This window comes from Terrabacter sp. AAH1, from assembly GCF_054456855.1.
Map to the genome: position 1 here is coordinate 364045 of NZ_JBTJJV010000002.1, position 16930 is coordinate 380974.

16 protein-coding genes are annotated in these 16930 nt (G+C 73.4%); 7 read left to right on the forward strand and 9 right to left on the reverse strand.

What is annotated here, in order from left to right; translation table 11 throughout:
* Positions 1-23 precede the first annotated feature (23 nt).
* A complete protein-coding gene (tatA, locus tag ACXR8F_RS05655; RefSeq protein WP_458799099.1) occupies positions 24-257 on the forward strand; it encodes a Sec-independent protein translocase subunit TatA in 234 nt (77 codons plus the stop codon).
* Positions 258-284: 27 nt separating this feature from the next.
* On the opposite strand, the gene ACXR8F_RS05660 is transcribed toward tatA, so the two are convergent.
* On the reverse strand, positions 285-1478 hold the full coding sequence (locus tag ACXR8F_RS05660) for a RimK family alpha-L-glutamate ligase (protein WP_045189177.1): 1194 nt from the start codon (positions 1476-1478) through the stop codon (positions 285-287).
* Positions 1479-1557: 79 nt separating this feature from the next.
* Here ACXR8F_RS05660 and ACXR8F_RS05665 point away from each other — a divergent pair, with 79 nt between their 5' ends.
* Positions 1558-1980 carry an ATP-dependent zinc protease family protein gene (locus ACXR8F_RS05665; protein WP_458799100.1) on the forward strand — a complete coding sequence of 141 codons (423 nt, stop codon included), beginning with the start codon at positions 1558-1560 and terminating at the stop codon, positions 1978-1980.
* Here the strand turns inward: ACXR8F_RS05665 and ACXR8F_RS05670 are convergent.
* A complete protein-coding gene (locus ACXR8F_RS05670) occupies positions 1902-3218 on the reverse strand; it encodes an MFS transporter (protein ID WP_458799101.1) in 1317 nt (438 codons plus the stop codon). The genes ACXR8F_RS05665 and ACXR8F_RS05670 overlap by 79 nt on opposite strands.
* Before the next feature lie 67 nt (positions 3219-3285).
* On the opposite strand from ACXR8F_RS05670, the gene ACXR8F_RS05675 reads away from it, so the two are divergent.
* Positions 3286-3852 (forward strand): CGNR zinc finger domain-containing protein, encoded by a 567-nt coding sequence (locus ACXR8F_RS05675; RefSeq protein WP_458799102.1) that lies wholly within the window; start codon positions 3286-3288, stop codon positions 3850-3852.
* Between the two features lie 28 nt (positions 3853-3880).
* Here ACXR8F_RS05675 and ACXR8F_RS05680 read toward each other — a convergent pair whose 3' ends face one another.
* Entirely contained in the window at positions 3881-4876 is a 996-nt protein-coding gene (locus ACXR8F_RS05680) for an NAD-dependent epimerase/dehydratase family protein (protein ID WP_458799103.1), read from the reverse strand.
* 123 nt (positions 4877-4999) lie between these two features.
* A complete protein-coding gene (locus tag ACXR8F_RS05685) occupies positions 5000-5437 on the reverse strand; it encodes a MerR family transcriptional regulator (protein ID WP_458799104.1) in 438 nt (145 codons plus the stop codon).
* A gap of 58 nt (positions 5438-5495) precedes the next feature.
* On the opposite strand from ACXR8F_RS05685, the gene ACXR8F_RS05690 reads away from it, so the two are divergent.
* On the forward strand, positions 5496-6392 hold the full coding sequence (locus ACXR8F_RS05690) for an NAD(P)/FAD-dependent oxidoreductase (RefSeq protein WP_458799105.1): 897 nt from the start codon (positions 5496-5498) through the stop codon (positions 6390-6392).
* 38 nt (positions 6393-6430) lie between these two features.
* Here the strand turns inward: ACXR8F_RS05690 and ACXR8F_RS05695 are convergent, their stop codons facing one another.
* Positions 6431-6892: a hypothetical protein gene (locus ACXR8F_RS05695; protein ID WP_458799106.1), complete on the reverse strand. Its 462-nt coding sequence runs from the start codon at positions 6890-6892 to the stop codon at positions 6431-6433.
* Positions 6893-7052: 160 nt separating this feature from the next.
* Between ACXR8F_RS05695 and ACXR8F_RS05700 the strand changes: the two genes are divergently transcribed.
* Positions 7053-10691, forward strand: coding sequence for a BTAD domain-containing putative transcriptional regulator (locus ACXR8F_RS05700; protein WP_458799107.1), 3639 nt, complete (start codon positions 7053-7055; stop codon positions 10689-10691).
* A 24-nt stretch (positions 10692-10715) separates the two neighbouring features.
* Here the strand turns inward: ACXR8F_RS05700 and ACXR8F_RS05705 are convergent, their stop codons facing one another.
* Entirely contained in the window at positions 10716-11438 is a 723-nt protein-coding gene (locus ACXR8F_RS05705; RefSeq protein WP_458799108.1) for a hemerythrin domain-containing protein, read from the reverse strand.
* Between the two features lie 148 nt (positions 11439-11586).
* Between ACXR8F_RS05705 and ACXR8F_RS05710 the strand changes: the two genes are divergently transcribed.
* Positions 11587-12921, forward strand: coding sequence for a C1 family peptidase (locus ACXR8F_RS05710; RefSeq protein ID WP_458799109.1), 1335 nt, complete (start codon positions 11587-11589; stop codon positions 12919-12921).
* Positions 12922-12929: 8 nt separating this feature from the next.
* On the forward strand, positions 12930-13832 hold the full coding sequence (locus tag ACXR8F_RS05715) for an amidohydrolase family protein (RefSeq protein ID WP_458799110.1): 903 nt from the start codon (positions 12930-12932) through the stop codon (positions 13830-13832).
* Positions 13833-13850: 18 nt separating this feature from the next.
* Here ACXR8F_RS05715 and ACXR8F_RS05720 read toward each other — a convergent pair whose 3' ends face one another.
* The 3 genes from ACXR8F_RS05720 to ACXR8F_RS05730 all read right to left on the reverse strand — a co-directional run bounded on the left by ACXR8F_RS05720 (position 13851) and on the right by ACXR8F_RS05730 (position 16884).
* Positions 13851-14459 (reverse strand): dihydrofolate reductase family protein, encoded by a 609-nt coding sequence (locus ACXR8F_RS05720; RefSeq protein ID WP_458799111.1) that lies wholly within the window; start codon positions 14457-14459, stop codon positions 13851-13853.
* Positions 14460-14525: 66 nt separating this feature from the next.
* Positions 14526-15662, reverse strand: a complete 1137-nt coding sequence (locus tag ACXR8F_RS05725) for an alpha/beta hydrolase family protein (protein ID WP_458799112.1) — start codon at positions 15660-15662, stop codon at positions 14526-14528.
* 88 nt (positions 15663-15750) lie between these two features.
* Positions 15751-16884 carry a glycoside hydrolase family 76 protein gene (locus ACXR8F_RS05730; protein WP_458799113.1) on the reverse strand — a complete coding sequence of 378 codons (1134 nt, stop codon included), beginning with the start codon at positions 16882-16884 and terminating at the stop codon, positions 15751-15753.
* Positions 16885-16930 lie beyond the last annotated feature (46 nt).

The following is a 16930-nucleotide window of genomic DNA, read 5'->3' on the forward strand; positions in this document are numbered from 1 at the left end:
GCGCCGACCGTCAGGAGGTTGCCATGGCTGATCTCGGAGGACCGGAGATCATCGTCATCATCATCGCCGTCGCTCTGCTCTTCGGCTGGAAGCGCATGCCCGACATGGCCAGGAGCCTCGGCCGGTCGGTGCGCATCTTCAAGTCCGAGGTGGACCAGCTCCGCGCCGGCGAGGCACCCGAGACGCACGCGGCGGACACGCCCGGCCCGGCCGCCACGCGTACGCCGGAGGGTCGAGCGCCTCGAACGCCGCTCTGACGCTGCCGGACGCGCCTCAGGCGATCGTCACGCGACGGTGTGGATCGGCTCCGTCGGCAGCTTGCGCACCTTGGCCCGGCGGCGGCGCCGCTGCGGGATCATCGACCGCATCTCCTCGAGCCGGCCGAAGCACAGGAGGCGGTCCTCCGCCTCGAGCACGACGCGGCGGCGCGGGTTGGGGATGACGCTCGCGCCGCGGTGCAGCGTGAGCACCTGCAGGTCGTGCTCCTCGAGGCCCGACTCGCCGATCGTCTTGCCGATGATGTCGGCGCCGGCGTGGACGACGAGCTCGGCGACGCCGTATCCCGTCGAGACGGTGAGGCGTTGGCGCACGTCGATCTCGGGGAAGGCGACCTGGCCGGCGATGTAGTCGACGATCGCGCCGGCGACGTCGAGGTTCGTCGCGGCCTCGATGCCCTCGAGCCCGGGGGAGGAGTTGACCTCCATGACGAGCGGCCCGTCGTTCCCCTCGAGCATGTCGACGCCGGCCACGCGCAGGCCCATGATCTGGGCCGAGCGCACTGCAGCCTGCTCGTACTCCGGCGTCAGCTCGACCGGCTCGACGGTGCCGCCGCGGTGCACGTTCGAGCGGAACTCGTCGCCGTTCGCCCGGCGCCGCATTGCGGCCACGACCCGGTCACCGACGACGAGGGCACGGATGTCGCGTCCCTTGCTCTCCGTGACGAAGCTCTGGATGAGCACGTTCTGCTTCGTGCTGTGCAGCGTCTCGATGATCGCCTCGGCGATCTTGATCTCCGGCGCGAGGATGACGCCGATGCCCTGCGTGCCCTCGAGCAGCTTGATGACGACCGGCGCGCCCCCGACGCGCTCGATGGCGGGGATGACGTCGGCGCGGTTGCGCACGAAGGTCGTCGCCGGCATACCGATGTTGTGGCGCGAGAGGATCTGCGTGGCGCGGAGCTTGTCACGTGCGTTGGCGATGCCGTTCGCGGTGTTCGGCGTGTAGATGTCCATCTGCTCGAACTGGCGCACGACGGCGGTGCCGAAGTAGGTGATCGAGTTGCCGATGCGCGGGAGGATCGCGTCGTAGTCGGAGAGCGGCCGCCCGCGGAACTGCAGGTCGGGCTCGGGCCCCGTCAGGTCGATGGCGAAGCGGAGCGTGTTGAGGACTCTCACCTCGTGCCCCCGGTCGAGCGCCGCGGTGCGCAGGCGCTGGGTCGAGTAGGCGCGCGGCGCGCGCGAGAGGATCGCGAGTTTCATGCAGAGGTCCTGCCAAGATGGGCGGGTGTCCGGGCCGGCCTATTCAAGCACCCATGTGGGGTGGAGGGAGTGGGTCGGTATGCCCGGGGTGGGGCTGCCGTGGGTCAAGGCGAAGATCGACACCGGCGCCCGCACGTCGTCGCTGCACGCCGAGGACGTCGAGGAGTTCGAGCACGACGGCCGCCCCTGGGTGCGCTTCACCGTGCACCCGTGGCAGGACTCGCAGGACGACCCCACGGTCGTCGAGTGCCCCGTCCACGACCGCCGCAAGGTGCGCTCGTCCAGCGGCCACGTGCAGCGTCGGCTCGTCATCCGCGTGGACCTGCGTCTCGGTGGGCGGACGGTCCCGGCCGAGGTGACGCTGAGCAAGCGCGACCGGATGGGCTTCCGCATGCTCGTCGGCCGTGAGGCGCTGCGCCAGGGCTACGTCGTCGACCCCGACCGGTCGTATGCCGGGGGCAAGCCGCCCAAGGACGTGCGTCGCCGCAACCGGGGCCGCTGACGTCGCTGACCCGGCTCGGTCACGGCGCGCACGACGGCCGCCACCAGCAGCGCGGCCGCCGATGCCGCGAAGGGCGCCCCGGGGCCGTACGCCGTCCCGAGCGTCGTGAGGATGCCCGGCGCCGCCGTCGTGGCGAGTCCCCACGTCAGTCCCAGCACGGCGAGGTAGGTGCCCCGGCTGCCCTCCGGGGCGAGGGTGCCGGCGCCGGCCATCATCGTCGAGATGACGAGGAGGCCGCCCACGTCGAAGACGACGAGCCCGGCCGCGAGGGCGAGCGGCCCGTCGGCGAGGGCGAGGGCTGTGAGGCCCAGCGCTGCGGTGGCCTCGCCCGTGAGCAGGACGCCGCGGTCGCCCACGCGGCGCCGGAGCACCACGACGAGCCGCGCGCCGGGGACGCTGGCAGCGGCGCCGGCCGCGAGCACCCAGCCCGTGACCGACGGGGCCATGCCGCGCTGCTCGACGAGGAGCGGCACCCCGAAGACGACGACCATCGTCACGGTCGCGGCGACCGTGCCCAGGGCGACGACACGCACGAGCCGGCGGTCCGTCAGTGCCCCGACCCACCGCTGCCCCGGCGAGTCGGAGCCGCGTCGGGAACCGGGCACTCGATCATCCTTCTCGTCGAGTGTGCAGTTCCCGACGGGATCCGCCGCCTCCTCCTGGTCGAGTGGGCCCTGCGCCGGAGGTCGCCGCGACGCCGGGACGGCCCCCGCGACGAGGACTGCGCAGGCCAGGCAGGTCGCCGCGTCGACCACGAAGAGCCAGCGCAGGCCGAAGCCCGAGACGGCTGCCGCGACGAGGCCGGCGAGGACGCCGGCGACAGCGAGCGACGCGTTGAGGGCGAAGTAGGCGAACGAGCGGTCGTCCGCCGGCACGAGGTCGCTGACGAGCGCCTGGGTCGGGGGCTCGACGATCTCGTAGGCGAGGCCGAGGAGGACCGCGCCGGCGAGAGCCCACGCGTACGTCGGTGCAGCGGCGATGACGAGCTGGGCCACAGTGCAGCCCGAGAGGCCGAGCAGCATGGTCGGGCGGCGTCCCCACGCGTCGGCGAGGTGGCCACCGAGCAGACGCGACGGGATCGTGGCCAGCCCGAAGCACGTGAGCACCAAGGCCGTGCCTGCGGGACCGGCGTCGAGGTCGCGCAGCAGCAGGACGCCGAGGAAGGCCATCGAGAAGCCGCCGAGGCGGTTGACGCACCGCGCGAGGATGAGCACCCGCAGCTGCCCGGGTAGACCCATGGTCGTCCTGACTGTCGAAGTAGACTTTGGTAGTCACGACGCTAGATGTGAGGAGGTGACTGGTCAAGTGCAGTTCGACAGTCACATCGAACGGCTGCTGGCCGTCGCGGTCGACCTCGTCAACCTCGTCACGCCCGGCGACGCCCGAGGGGTCGTCTACGAGCCGCCGACCGGGGAGGCGCTCGTCGTCGGCGTCGCCGATGCGACGTCAGGGCCCGACCGGCGCTCGCGACCGACGCAGGCGCAGGCGTTGTCGCTCGTCGAGGTGGTGCCCGCGGTCCGTGCCGTCTTCGAGTCGGCCGAGCGCCACGACCTCGACGCGGCGGCGGCGACCGTCAACGAGCTGCTCGAGAGCACGGGGGCCCGGCCGCGGCTCGACGCCGACGGGACGGGCCGGCACCAGCTGCACTTCCACGGTCCCGACGACGGCTACGTGCGCGGATGGCAGGCAGGGCTCGCGTCGGGCCTCGCCGTCGCGCTCGGCAGCGACCTCGGAGGGCGTCTCGGGGTGTGCGCGGCCCCGGCGTGCGACCGCGTCTACGTCGACGCGTCGAGGAACGGCACGCGGCGCTTCTGCTCCCCGCAGTGCCAGAGCCGCGTCAAGGCCGCCGCCCACCGCGCCCGCACCCGCTGACCCACGACGCCGTCAGGTCGTCAGGCCGTCAGGTGGTTGCATCGTGGGCGGCGAGGAGGCGGGCCTCGGCCTCGGCGTCCATCGGGCCGTCGCCGCGGTTCGTGGGCCGCTCGGGCACCCCCTCGCGCTGCAGCCACGCCCACGTGTCGGCCACGGTCTCGGGCATCGGTCGCGGGCTCAGCCCGGCGGCATACGCGGCAGACACGTCGCAGTCGTGCAGGCCGACGTACTCACCGGTGGGCGGCACCCAGATCGGCAGCTGGGTCCAGGGCGACACCTCGGCCGCCTCGACCGTCGAGGGGTCGACCCACACGAGCTCTGCGTCGCTGCCCGTCACCGACTTCACCTCGTCGAGGAGCAGGCCCATCGTCGTGTGCCCCGGCTTGCTGACGGTGTTGAAGATGCCGACGGGGCGGGCCCCGAGGGCCCAGTCGGCGATGTCGCGGCAGTCGACGTACTGCAGCGGCCGGTCATGGGGACCGGGGGCCGGCACTCGCCCACCCGCCGCGATCCGGTTGAGCCAGAACGGCATCCGGCCGACGATCTCGTAGGGCCCGAGGATCAGCCCCGCGCGTGCGATCGCGATGTCGCCCTCGAACTCGGCCTGGACGGCGAGCTCACCACCTCGCTTCGCCGCGGCGTAGTCGGCGTCGTCGGTCGAGGAGGCGTCGCCCTCGACGACGGGTGCATTCTCGTCGGCGCCTGGCTCGGGAGGCCAGGCGTAGACCGAGCGCGACGAGATGTAGGTGTAGTGCGGCACGCGGCCGCTCAGGAGCCGAGCTGAGGTCTGCACCGCGACGGGGGCGGCCGACCAGGTGTCGACGACCGCGTCCCACTCGTCGTCGCCGAGCGCGGCCCGCATCGCGTCGGGGTCGAGTCGGTCGGCGTGCCGGGCGTCGGCGCCCTCGACGGCGTGGCCGGTGAGGCCGCGCGTCAGGGTGGTCACCTCGTCGCCGCGGGCGAGCCCGGCCTCGACGAACGCGCGGCCGACGTGGTGGGTGCCTCCGAGCACGAGAAGTCTCATGCGCAGATCCTTGCCCGCCGGCCCCGGGCCCGCCAAGCACCCTTCGCTCTCGACGTAACCCATCGAGAGAACGCTCGGGCACGTGACGGAGCGTTCTCTCGATAGGGACGTGGAGGGTCGGGGCTACTCCCAGTCGGTGGTGCGGGGACGGTCGGCGCGGCCGTCGGTGAGGTCGGCGACGTGCTGGGCGAAGCGGGGACAGGCGACGATGTCGTGGGCGCGGCACCGCAGGGCGTGCTCGGTCATCTCGCGCGACCGTTCGATGGACCGCGCCCGCTCGTCGAGGTCGCGCAGGTGCGCCTCGAGCACCTCGTGCCGGCCGGCCGCCTCGCCGTCGAGCAGCACCCCGATCTGCTCGAGGGTCATGCCGGCGGCCTTGTTGCGCACGATGACGGCGACCCGCACGAGGTCCCCGTGCCGGTAGCGCCGGTAGCCGGACGCGTCACGCTCCGGGGTCAGCAGCCCGAGCGTCTCCCAGTGCCGAAGCACGTTCGTCGGCAGGTCGAAACGAGCCGCCAGCTCACCTACGGTCCAGGTCTGCTCGCGCTCGCTTGCCTTCATCCCCACATGAAGGTACACGCTCGATCCTCAAGAGCCGCAACGACAGCAGGGAGACACCGTGCACACCGACATCGCCATCATCGGAGGCGGCCCCGCCGGCCTCCAGGCCGCCCTCTCGATCGGCCGCCTCCACCGCGACGCCGTCCTCTTCGACGACGGCAACTACCGCAACGCCGCCGTCAGCCACATGCACAACGTCGTCGGCAACGACGGCACCCCGCCCGAGGAGTTCCGCGCCCTCGCGCGCAAGCAGCTGACGGCATACGACACCGTCAGCGTGCGGGAGGAGCGGGTCGAGTCCGTCGAGGAGGCCGACGGCACCTTCCGCCTCCGCGTCGCCGACGGTTCGACCGTCACTGCGTATGCCGTCGTGCTCGCCACGGGCGTGCGCGACACCCTGCCGCCGGTGCCCGGTCTGGAGGACCTGTGGGGCGACCTCGTCGCGCACTGTCCCTTCTGCCACGGCCACGAGCTCTCGGGTGAGCGTGTCGGCATCCTCGGCGCCGCGATCGCGCCGCACCTGAGCGCCATGCTCGACCGGGTCGCCTCCGATCTCGTGGTGTTCACCGACGGGGAGGCGCTGCCCGACGGCTGGGACGACCGTCCCCGGGTGCGGACCGGACGGGTCCTCTCGGTCGAGCGCCGCGACGGCGGCGTCCGCGTGACTCTCGAGGGCGTGGACGGTGCGCAGTCCTCCGAGCAGGTCGCGGGCCTCTTCGTGAAGCCGGCGATGACCCAGTCCGCGCCGTTCGCAGAGCAGCTCGTGCTCGAGCTCAACCCGTCGGGCTGCGTGCGCGTCGACGAGTTCGGCCGCACCAGCCGCCCCGGCGTCTTCGCCGGTGGGGACCTCGCTCACCTGCCCGCCTACCCGATGCCGATGGCGTCGGTGACCATGGCGGCGGCCGCCGGTCAGGTCGCGGCGTCCGGAGCGATCATGGCGGTCCTGTCGCGCTGATGCTCGGTGCTCGGTGCTCGGTGCTCGGTGCTCGGTGCTCAGTGCTCGGCGCGGCTGCGGGCGAGCTCGCGGGCCCGTGCGGCGGCGAGCAGGCCGACGATGCCGGTCACGACGAGCAGGAGCACCTGGAAGGCGGACAGCCACGGGGTGAGGCGTGCGTTGCCGAGGCCGCCGTCGAAGAACCCCGACGCGATGCTGGCGAAGCAGGCGAGCGTGAGCAGCGTCGCCGGCACGGCTCCCCACCGGCGCCGGGTCGACACCGACAGCGCGGTCAGGGCCACCTGCCCCGCCACCATCGGCAGGGGCGCAGCGAGCAGGGCCGCGGGTCCCCAGGCCTCCGCCCACGTGTTGACCCCGGCGGCGACGGCGAGGACGCCACCGAGGGCATCGACGCCGACGAGCGCGAGCTGGGCCACGACGAGGAGCGTCGCGACGCGCGCTGTCGTCGGTGCGGCCGGTGCGGCCGATGCAGGTGTGAGCGGCTGGGCGGCGGTGCTCATCGAGGGCTCCTGACTCGGGATGGTCGGTGCGGGTCGTCTCCATCGAGGGTTCCGCCTGCGTCTTGGGTTTCGCTTGCGAGCGGCTTGCGGCGGCGCGCGCCGGTTCGGGCCTCTCGGGCGAACGGCCACGGGACGCGGGCCTGCTGGCTACCTTGGCGACATGCACGTCTTCGTCCTCGGTGGGAGCCGCGCCGAACGTGCGACCCCGCACGGCTCGAGCGCCTCCGACGGCGTCGAGGCCGAGCCGATCGACCTGGGTGCGCGCAAGCCGCGGTCGATCGTCGCGGCGCTCGCGATGCGCCCGGGCCGACCGGTGCCCGTCGACCTGCTCGCCGACCTCGTCTGGGCGGGGGAGCCGCCGCCGGCCGCTCACGGTGCGCTGCACGCGTACATCTCGGGCCTGCGCAAGGCGATCGAGCCCGGTCGGCGCAGCCGCACGGAGCCGTCGGTGCTGGGTCGCACCGACCACGGCTACGTGCTGTCGGTGCCACCCGACGCCGTCGACGCCCACCGCTTCGCCGAGGTCACTCGCCAGTCGGAGCGCTCGCTCGCCCCGCTGGGCTCGCAGCTCGCGCCGACGGACGGCAGCAGCCTCACGTCGAAGTGGCCCTCGCGCGACCTCGTCGCGGAGACCGTCGACCGGCTCGACGAGGCGCTCGGGCTCTGGGCGGGGGAGCCGTATGCCGACCTGCCCGACCACCCGGACGTGCTGGCCGAGCGTGCCTCCCTGGAGCGCCTCCGCACCGCTGCCGAGGAGACCCGGCTGCTCGGTCTGCTCGCGCTGGGCGAGCACGTCAACGTGCTGGCGACGACCGAGCCGCTGACCGACCTGCACCCGACGCGCGAGCGCCTGCACGCGCTGCACGCCCTCGCCCTCGTGAGGGCGGGGCGGCAGGTGGAGGCGCTCGACCACCTGCGCCGGGCCCGTGAACGGCTGGCGGACGAGCTCGGGCTCGACCCCGGGCCCGAGCTGCGCGACCTCGAGCGGGCGGTGCTGCGCCAGGACGCAGGCCTGCTCGAGTGGCTGCGCGACAGCGAGCCCGGGGTGCTGCCGGGAAGACGCGCCTCCATGGCTGTGGCACCGGAACCGACGGCGGGGAAGCGTGACCCGGTGCCGGGGCGCGGTCCTCGCGACGGGGTTCGCTCCGAGACGACTCGGGAGACGCCGGCCACCGACGCAGTCGTCGGTCGAGGCGCCGAGCGTGCGGTCCTGTCCGCGCTGCTGGACCATGCGGTTGCGGGTAGCGCTGGGTCGGCGCTGGTCGTCGGCGAGCCGGGCATCGGCAAGTCGCGGCTGCTGCGCGACCTGGCCGCGAGAGCCCGAGGCGCAGGTTTCGTCGTCGCCGCCGGGGTCTGCTCGCAGGACGACGGGGCTCCGCCGCTGTGGCCCTGGCTCTCGGTGCTGAACGCCCTCGACGGGCAGATGCATCGGACGGGCCGGGACAACCCGCAGGACGTGTCGCCCGAGCCGTCGCCGGCGCGGCTCGCCGACGTCGTCGCCGACGCGGAGGCGCTGGGCCCCGGTCGGTCGGCCTTCCGCACGTGGGAGCGGATCGCGTCGGCCGTGCTCTCCGCGAGCGAGGCGCAGCCGGTCCTCGTCGTGCTCGACGACCTGCACTGGGCCGACGACGCGACGCTGCGCACCCTGCGCCACCTGCTCGACGTGTCGCCGGCGGAGGCGCGGCTCGTGGTCGTCGGGTCGAGGAGGTCGCACCCCGAGCCCGTCGGCGCACTGGCCGAGGTGGGCGAGGCGTTCGCCCGCCGGGGCGGGGCGCGACTGGACCTCACCGGTCTGGGCGGGGCCGACGCGGCGGCGCTCGTGCACTCCGTCGCGGGAGCGGTGCCCGACGACGTCGCCGCCGCCTGGCACGCGCGCACGGCCGGAAACCCCTTCTTCCTGCTCGAGCTGGCCCGGCTCGGGCCGACCGGCTCCGGTGCGGCCGTCCCGTCTGCCTCGGCCGCGCCGGCCGCGCCGGGCGAGAGGAGCGACCGCGCGCCCACCGCCGGCGACGAGCCCGTTCCCGCCACCGTGCGCGAGGTCGTCATGCGCCGGGTCGCCGCCCTGCCGGCAGCCACCGTCAGCGCCCTCGGCACGGCGGCCGTCGTCGGGAGGTCCTTCCGCGTCGAGACCGTCGCGGCCGCCGACCGTGCCGACCCGGACCTCGTGGACGACCACCTCGAGCCCGCGCGTGCGGCAGGCCTGCTCGTCGACCACGGTCTCGACGGCTACGCCTTCGCCCACGCGCTGGCCCGCGACGCCGTCTACCACTCGGCGCCACCACGTCGGCGGGCCCGCGTCCACGCGCAGATCGCCCACGCGCTGGCCACCGACCCGGGCCTGCGCACCACCATGACCGACGACGAGCTGACGGCCGAGCTGGCCCGACACTGGCCGGCGAGCGGACCGACCCATGCGGAGCAGGCGTGGCGTGCGGCCGACGCCGCAGCGACCCAGGCACGCCGCGCGGCCGCGTACCGCGACGCGATGGACCTGCGGGCCCGGGCCGTCGAGGCCCACCGCCGGGTGCCGGGCGCCAGCCAGGAGGAGCGGTGGGACCTGCTCCTCGAGCTCGCGCGCGACGCCGCCTTCGCGGCCCACTGGCCGGCCGTCGTCGAGGCGGCGACCGAGGCCGTCGCCCTGGGCCGCTCGCTCGGTTCGCCCCACCGGGTCGCCCGCGCGGCCGCTGCCCTCTCGCACTACTGCGTCTGGGAGCCTCTGTCGTGGCAGGAGGTGCGCGAGGACGCCGTCGACGACCTGCGCTGGGCGCTCCGGGTGCTGCCCGAGACCGACTCGCCCGACCGCGCCCGGCTGCTGCTCTCGCTCGCGGTCGAGCTCTACTACGACCAGCACGCGACGGCGGAGCGCGCCGCGCTCGTCGACGCCGGGCTCGGGGTGGCCCGGAGGGTCGGGGACGCCGAGCTGCTCGCCTGGGCACTTCGCGCCGCCTGGCTCGCCTCGTGGATCCCGTCGCGGACCGAGGCGAGACTGGCCTCCGGCCCGGAAGCGGTCGAGGCGGCCCGCGCCGCAGGCGACACCGTGGCCGAGGCGGTCTCGCTCATCAGCCTCGCGATCGACCACCTCGAGCTCGGAGACGTGGACGCGTGGACGCGCCACGCCGGCCAGGCCGACCGCATCGCCCGCCGGGAGCGCCTGCCCTACCTGCTCTACACGTTCAACTGGGTCGAGCTCTGCCTCGCGTCGCTGCGCGGTGACGATGTCGAGGCCGAACGGCTCGCGGCCGTGACCCTCGACTGGGCCGCCCAGGTGTCGCTGACGGCCGAGGACCTCGCGAAGCCGGTCATCGCCCTCGTCCGGGACATCTGGCGGCTCGGGCTCGGCGACGACGTCACGTTCTTCCGCCTGATGGCGCTCCACCCGTTGGGGCGGGCCACGGCCCACGCCCTGCTCGGCCGCGCCGGCCGCCCCGACCTCGTGGCCGAGGAGCTGCGCGACCACCCCGTCCTCCCGGTCCAGGAGAGCTGGCAGACCCTCGTCACCGAGACGCTGGAGGCCGAGGCGGCGAGCTACGTCGCCGACGTGGGGCTCGCCCGCCGCGCGGTGGCGCGGCTGACCCCGTACTCCGGTCGGATGACGCTCGCCGGCATCTCCATCGTCATCGGTCCGGTCGACGGCTACCTCGCTCTCGCGCAGGTGACCGCCGGCGACCGGGCGGGCGCAGTCGCCAGCGCGCGGCGCGCCCTGGCGGACGCGCACCGGTGGGGCTTCACGGCATACGCCCGCTGGTTGACGGGCAACCTCGAGCGTCTGGGCGTGGATGTCAGGGCCGCCCCGGGCTGAGGCGACCCCGACGGCGAGGTCGGGTCAGGCGAACCCGAACGCCTTGCGCGTGGCGCGCTCGTAGCGGCCACGCGTCAGCCACAGCAGCACGACGAAGGGCTTGCCCGCCTCGTCGAGGATCTTCCTGACGAGCTCGTCCGGCACCCCGTCGGCGACCCACGGCACGAGGAAGCCCATGAGGCGGGGGCCGTACGCCTTCTGCGCAGCCGCGTCGAAGCGCGCGTTCTCCTCGGGCGTGACGACGCGCTGGAGGAACGGCAGGGCCTCGGTCTCCTCGTGGGCGAGGTGGTCGAGCAGGGCGGCCCGCGCCGCCGTGACGTGCACGTCGAGCGCGTTCCGGTGGTCGACGCACGGGTGCTCGCGCATCGCCGCGAAACCCGCCGAGACGGCCGCGAGCGTCGGGTCGATGACGCCGTGCTCGGCCTCCATGTCGTCGAGCATCGTCAGAGCGCTCTCGTCACCGAGCCGCTCGGCGTGCTCCGTGAGCACGGGCCACAGGTTGTCGTCCTCGACGCCGTGGTGGTGGTGGAGGATGTCGCCGAAGCGGGCCCAGCGCTGCGCCAGCGCCGTCCACGTGTCGGCAGCGCCGATCGGGGTGGCCCGCACCGCGGACTCGAAACGGGCGAGGTCGCGCCGCAGCGCGTGGTGCATGAGGTACATGCCGGTCTGGTCGTGCGGGCCGTGCGCGACGTGCGCCTGTCCGGGGAACGAGACCTGCTCGTGGGTCGGAGGGGTGGTGGTCGTCATCGTGCTCTCCCTGTCGTCGTCGTGCCGCGGTTGCGGCCTGCGACCAGAGTCGGCGAGGCATCTAGTGCCGCTCTTGGGAGCGACTTGCGCAGGGCGTGAGGGGCGCGGCATACGATGCCAAGATCCCGAGAACTCGAAGGAGTGGCACATGCCCCGCGACCTCGCCCCGGACCTCGTCGAGCGCCTCACGAAGGCGTTCGAGGCCGACCCCACCGCACGGATGCTCCAGAATGCCGTGACGACGACCTCCGTCGACGACATCGCCCTCGACCGCCGGGTCGTGACGAGCATGGACCACTCCGTGTCGCACCTGCTCGACGACTGGACGGCGACGTCGCAGGAGAAGAGTGGGCGCTGCTGGCTCTTCGCCGGCACCAACCTGCTGCGTGCCGGTGCGCGGAAGACGTTGAACGTCAAGGATTTCGAGTTCTCGCAAAATCACCTCCTCTTCTGGGACAAGTTCGAGAAGGCCAACCACTGGCTCGAGTCGGTCATCGCCACCGCCGACCGTGACGTCGACGACCGCACGGTCGCGCACCTGCTCGCGACCCCGGCCGAGGACGGCGGCCAGTGGAACATGTTCGTCGCGCTCGTCGTCAAGCACGGCCTCGTGCCGAAGGTCGCGATGCCCGAGACGAAGAGCTCGAGCAACACGCGCCTGATGAACCGCGACATCTCCACGATCCTGCGCCAGGCCGCGCGCGACCTGCGGGCGCAGGCTGCCGACGGTGCCTCCGAGGACGACCTGCGCGAGACCAAGGAGCAGGTGCTCGGCACGATCCACCGGCTGCTCTGCATCCACCTCGGCACGCCGCCGCAGTCGTTCCTGTGGCAGTGGAAGGACACCGACGGCGGCTTCCACCGCGACGGCGAGATGACGCCACTGGAGTTCGCCGAGAAGTACGTGACGGTGCCGCTCGAGGACTACGTGTGCCTCGTCAACGACCCGCGGGCGACCAGCCCCTACGGCCGCACCTTCACCGTCGAGCACCTCGGCAACGTCGTCGGGGCGCCGCCCGTCACCTACCTCAACGTCGAGCCCGACCTCATGAAGTCGCTTGCGGCACAGGCGATCGTCGGCGGCGAGCCGGTGTGGTTCGGCTGCGACACGGGCCAGATGTCGAACGCCGACCTCGGCCTCTGGGACGCCGGCCTCTTCGACCGCGCCGCCCTCTACGGCACTGAGCCGAGCCTGGCCAAGGCCGACCGCCTGCTCCACCACGAGTCGCTCATGACCCACGCGATGCTCTTCACGGGCGTCGACCTCGTCGACGACACCCCGCGACGCTGGCGCGTCGAGAACAGCTGGGGCACCGAGAAGGGCGACAAGGGCTTCATGACGATGAATGACGGCTGGTTCGCCGAATACGTCTTCGAGGTGGCCGTCCGCCGCGACGCCCTCCCGTCCGAGCTCCAGCAGGCCCTGACGCAGGACCCGATCGTGCTGCCCGCGTGGGACCCGATGGGCGCCCTCGCCGGCTGACCGCACTCGTGAGCCCCACGACACCGGGCCCGTCCACGGACGCCGACGTGCCGGCATACGTCGGCGCGCTCGGCCTCCCCGGGCTGGCCGACGTGCACGTCCACTTCCTGCCCGACCCGATGCAGCGCAAGGTGTGGGCCTACTTCGACGAGGCCGAGACCCACTACGGCACGCCGTGGCCGATCACCTACCGGGCCGACGAGGAGCAGCGCCTCGCGACGTTGCGCGACCTCGGGCTGAAGGCGATCCCGTCACTCGTCTACCCGCACAAGCCGGGCATGGCGGGGTGGCTCAACGAGTGGTGCGCCGACTTCGCCGGCCGCGTGCCCGACGCCGTGCACAGTGCGACCTTCTACCCCGAGCCGGGGGTCCGCGACCTCGTGGCGACGGCGCTCGACCGCGGCGCACGGCTGTTCAAGATGCACGTGCAGGTCGGCGACTTCACACCGGACGACGAGCGCCTCGACCCCGCCTGGGCCCGGCTCGAGGCCGCCCGCGTGCCGGTCGTGATCCACGCGGGGTCGGCGCCGATCCGGGGCACGCACACCGGACCGGGGGCCGTCCGCGAGGTGCTGCGCCGCCACCCCGACCTCGTGCTGGTCATCGCCCACCTCGGTATGCCGGAGTACCACGAGTTCGCAGATCTGGCAGACGAGTTCGGCGGTGTGCACCTCGACACCACCATGAGCGGCACCGACTTCACGAACCGCTTCGCGCCGTTCCCCGACGGCTACGTCGAACGGCTCGCGACCCTGCGCGACCGGGTCGTCCTCGGGTCGGACTTCCCGAGCATCCCCTACCCGTACGCGCACCAGCTCGACGCGTTGGCGCGGCTCGGGCTGGGCGACGACTGGATGCGGGCGGTGCTGTGGCACAACGGCGCCCGCCTCCTGGGTCTGCCTGGCGCGTGACGTCGCCGGCGCGCTTGTCTAGGCCGTCGCGACCGGTTCGGTGGCGCGGTCGTAGGTGAGCAGGACGGCGTCACCCACCACGTGGTGGTCGGTGAGGCGCCACGCCTGCGGGGAGAACCCCGCGTCGCGACCCTGCACGGGGATGCCGTCACCGACCGTCACCGGGCCGACCTTGACGACGAGGCGGTCGATCTCGCCGGCCAGGGCCCCGGCGAGGGCGCCACCGCCGACGAGCCAGATGCCACGGCCGTCCTCGGTCTTGAGGCGACGGACCACGGCGACCGGGTCCTCGGCCGTGACCTCCACGGTGGGGTCGCCGTCCGGGTCGAGCGTCCTGGAAAAGACGATGTGCCGCAGGTGCGGGTACGCGTTGGTGATGCCGGCGTCGAGGCCGACCTGGTAGGAGCCACGCCCCTCGAGCACGGTGTCGAAGTGTCGCCAGGGCCCCGTGACACCCAGCGGTTCGTGCGCCATCGCCGGCAGGGTCTCGGGGTACTCGGCGACGAGGTGTGCGACGTACTCCGGCGACACCGGCCAGAAGCCCCCGGGGCCGGTCGGGTCACTGCCGTCCGGTCCGGCGATGAAGCCGTCGATGGTCGTGGCGACGAGGTAGGTGAGGGTGCGCAACGGTGCTCCTGTCGTGGAGGTCGGAGTCCCAACCTGCCACAGCCACAAGCGCGCTCGGGCGCCGGATCAGGTCAGGTGCTGGCGCAGGAAGGCCTCGGTGCGGCGGATGGAGGTGTCCCACTGCGGCGAGGTCAGCGTGTGGCGCCCGCCCGGGTAGACGTAGAGCTGGACGTTCTTGCCCTTCGCCTTCAGCGCCGCCACCGACTCGCGCGACCACGCGATCGGGCAGTCCTCGTCGGCGGTCCCGTGGTGGATGAGCAGCGGCTCGGTGATGCGGCTGAAGTACGTGCGCGGGCTCGTCGCCGCCCACATCGCCGGCTGGGCCTCGGGCGTGCCGAGCCGGGCGATCACCGATCGTGCGGCACCAGCCCTCGACGCGTCGCGCCGCACCCACTTGTTGAAGTTGTCGACGGTGTCGGAGCTGACGGGCGCGTAGGCCACGGCCGCGCGGAAGAGGCCGGGGCGCGCGACGAGGGTGTTGTAGACGACCCCGCCCCCCATCGACCGACCGATGAGCGCGACCCGCGAAGGGTCGACGAGCGACGACTGCTTGAGCGCCAGGCCGGCGTTGACGGCGTCGATGGTGTAGCCGGCTCGGAGCCGTGAGTCGTTGCTCGGGTCCTTGCTCGACTGGGCGTGGTTGCGGTAGTCGATGTGCAGCGTCACGTAGCCCTGCCGGGCGAGGTGGTCGCGCTCGCGGAGCATCGTCTCGCCGTTGGTGTAGACGGCCGGGTCGACGTAGCCGTGCGCGAGCACGACCGCGGGGAACGGGCCCTTGCCGCGGGGCACGTTGATGCGCCCTGAGATGGTCAGCCCGTTGCTGCGGTAGGTCGCGAAGTACTGCCGGTACGCGCTGGTGCTGCCGCGCTCGGCGCCGAGCTCGAGACCGCCGCCCTCGAACGTCGTGGCGATGAGCGCCGCGAGCGAGGCCGGGTCCGGGGCGGCTGGGACGCTGGGGGCGCTGGGGACGCGGCTGGGCGTGGGGCCGCTCGCCTCTGGGACGGCCCGGGTCGCTTCGCTGCTCGGTGGCGAGACGGGGGCGGTGGAGGTGCCGAGTGCCGAAGAGCTGGACGCCGCAGGCGCCGGTGCCGAGCTGCCGACGGTCCCGTCGGTCGGTGCGGCCCCGGTGCTGCAGGCCCCGAGCAGCACGCCGACGGTGAGACCGGCAGTCAGCCCGGCCCGGAGCCTGGTGGTGGATCGCACGGGGCGCACCTTCCGAGTCTCACCCCGCCGGCCGCGGATTCCCAGCCCACTCCCAGCCTTCGTGCCCGATCCGAGACCTTGAGGGGGATCACCCCACGGTGGCCCCGGCCTCGAGGACGGTCCAGGCCTGCAGCTGCGGCGACAGCTCGAGCGGGGGAGCCGGAGCGCGGCCGCCTGGCTCCAGGGGGAACACCGTGGGGTCGCGCCGGCCTGCGACAGCCAGACTGCCCCGACCGCGCCAGAGCGCGTCAGCGGTGTCGAGGACGAGTCGCCGGGCCACCGCACGGGTCTCGTCGGGCAGGCCCGAGCGAGGCGCAGCAGCCACGGCGAGGTAGCGCACGAGGATGCCCGTGAACAGGCCCCCGTCCCCGCCGCCGTGGGTCCGGAGCACCCGGCTCCCGCCCCCCGGGATGGTGAGATGCGTGTCGACGGCGGTGACGAGCGCCGCCGCCCGTTCGAGGCTCTGCGCGTCACCGAGCGTCACGAGCGCACCCAGCACGGTGCCCTGGTTGTACGACCACACGTCCGGGACGAGCACCTCCTCTCCCGACCGGAGCCGTATGCCGTCCTGCACGAGTCCGCTGTCGGCCGACCACAGGCGCGCGTACAGCCAGTCGACGAGCCGCCGGGCCTCGGTCGTCTCGCCCAGACGCGCGAGGTGCAGGGCGGCAGGTCCGCTGGCCGGGCTGTTCTTGAAGTCCCGGTCGCGGCTCCAGAAGAGGCCGCCGCCGAGGTCCTCCGTGTGCGCCGACCGGAGCTGGTCGGTCAGCTGCCGCCCGGCGGAGCGCAGGCGTCGCTGTCGCGACCGTCGGCCCACCTCCGCGTGCAGCGCCTCGAGCCGCCCAGAGGCGAGCGCGAGCCAGGCCATGTCGTCGTAGAAGTCGTTGACCCACCGCGCCCGGTTGCGCAGCCGGATCGTCGCGAGCAGCCGGTCGCCCTGCCGCGCGTGGCGGTGCGCACCGGCCGTGTCCCCCGTGCGGAGACCGCGCAGGCCGGCGTCGACGATCGCATCGAGGTAGTGCGCCTGCCACCAGTAGTGCCAGGCGCCCCGCAGGTCGCCGAACCACCGGTTGCCTGCGGCAGGGTGGGAGACCCGAGCGAGGTGGGTCCAGGGCACCGGGCCGAGGCGGCCGCCGAAGAGCGCCTCGACCGACCGCTCCGCCTCGGCCGCCCGCTCGTCGAGCGGGCCTCCTGACCCGGGCGAGGCACTCGTGGCGGACACGCTCCGGACGCTACCGCGTGTCCTCGCCCCCGATGGGACTGTGCAA

Excerpts from the sequence above, each read along its gene's own strand:
- ACXR8F_RS05665 (WP_458799100.1), top strand. The coding sequence starts at position 1,558 with ATGCCCGGGGTGGGGCTGCCGTGGGTCAAGGCGAAGATCGACACCGGC.
- ACXR8F_RS05700 (WP_458799107.1), top strand. The coding sequence starts at position 7,053 with ATGCACGTCTTCGTCCTCGGTGGGAGCCGCGCCGAACGTGCGACCCCG.
- tatA (WP_458799099.1), top strand. The coding sequence starts at position 24 with ATGGCTGATCTCGGAGGACCGGAGATCATCGTCATCATCATCGCCGTC.
- ACXR8F_RS05680 (WP_458799103.1), bottom strand. The coding sequence starts at position 4,876 with ATGAGACTTCTCGTGCTCGGAGGCACCCACCACGTCGGCCGCGCGTTC.
- ACXR8F_RS05685 (WP_458799104.1), bottom strand. The coding sequence starts at position 5,437 with ATGAAGGCAAGCGAGCGCGAGCAGACCTGGACCGTAGGTGAGCTGGCG.
- ACXR8F_RS05705 (WP_458799108.1), bottom strand. The coding sequence starts at position 11,438 with ATGACGACCACCACCCCTCCGACCCACGAGCAGGTCTCGTTCCCCGGA.
- ACXR8F_RS05660 (WP_045189177.1), bottom strand. The coding sequence starts at position 1,478 with ATGAAACTCGCGATCCTCTCGCGCGCGCCGCGCGCCTACTCGACCCAG.
- ACXR8F_RS05670 (WP_458799101.1), bottom strand. The coding sequence starts at position 3,218 with ATGGGTCTACCCGGGCAGCTGCGGGTGCTCATCCTCGCGCGGTGCGTC.
- ACXR8F_RS05710 (WP_458799109.1), top strand. The coding sequence starts at position 11,587 with ATGCCCCGCGACCTCGCCCCGGACCTCGTCGAGCGCCTCACGAAGGCG.
- ACXR8F_RS05695 (WP_458799106.1), bottom strand. The coding sequence starts at position 6,892 with ATGAGCACCGCCGCCCAGCCGCTCACACCTGCATCGGCCGCACCGGCC.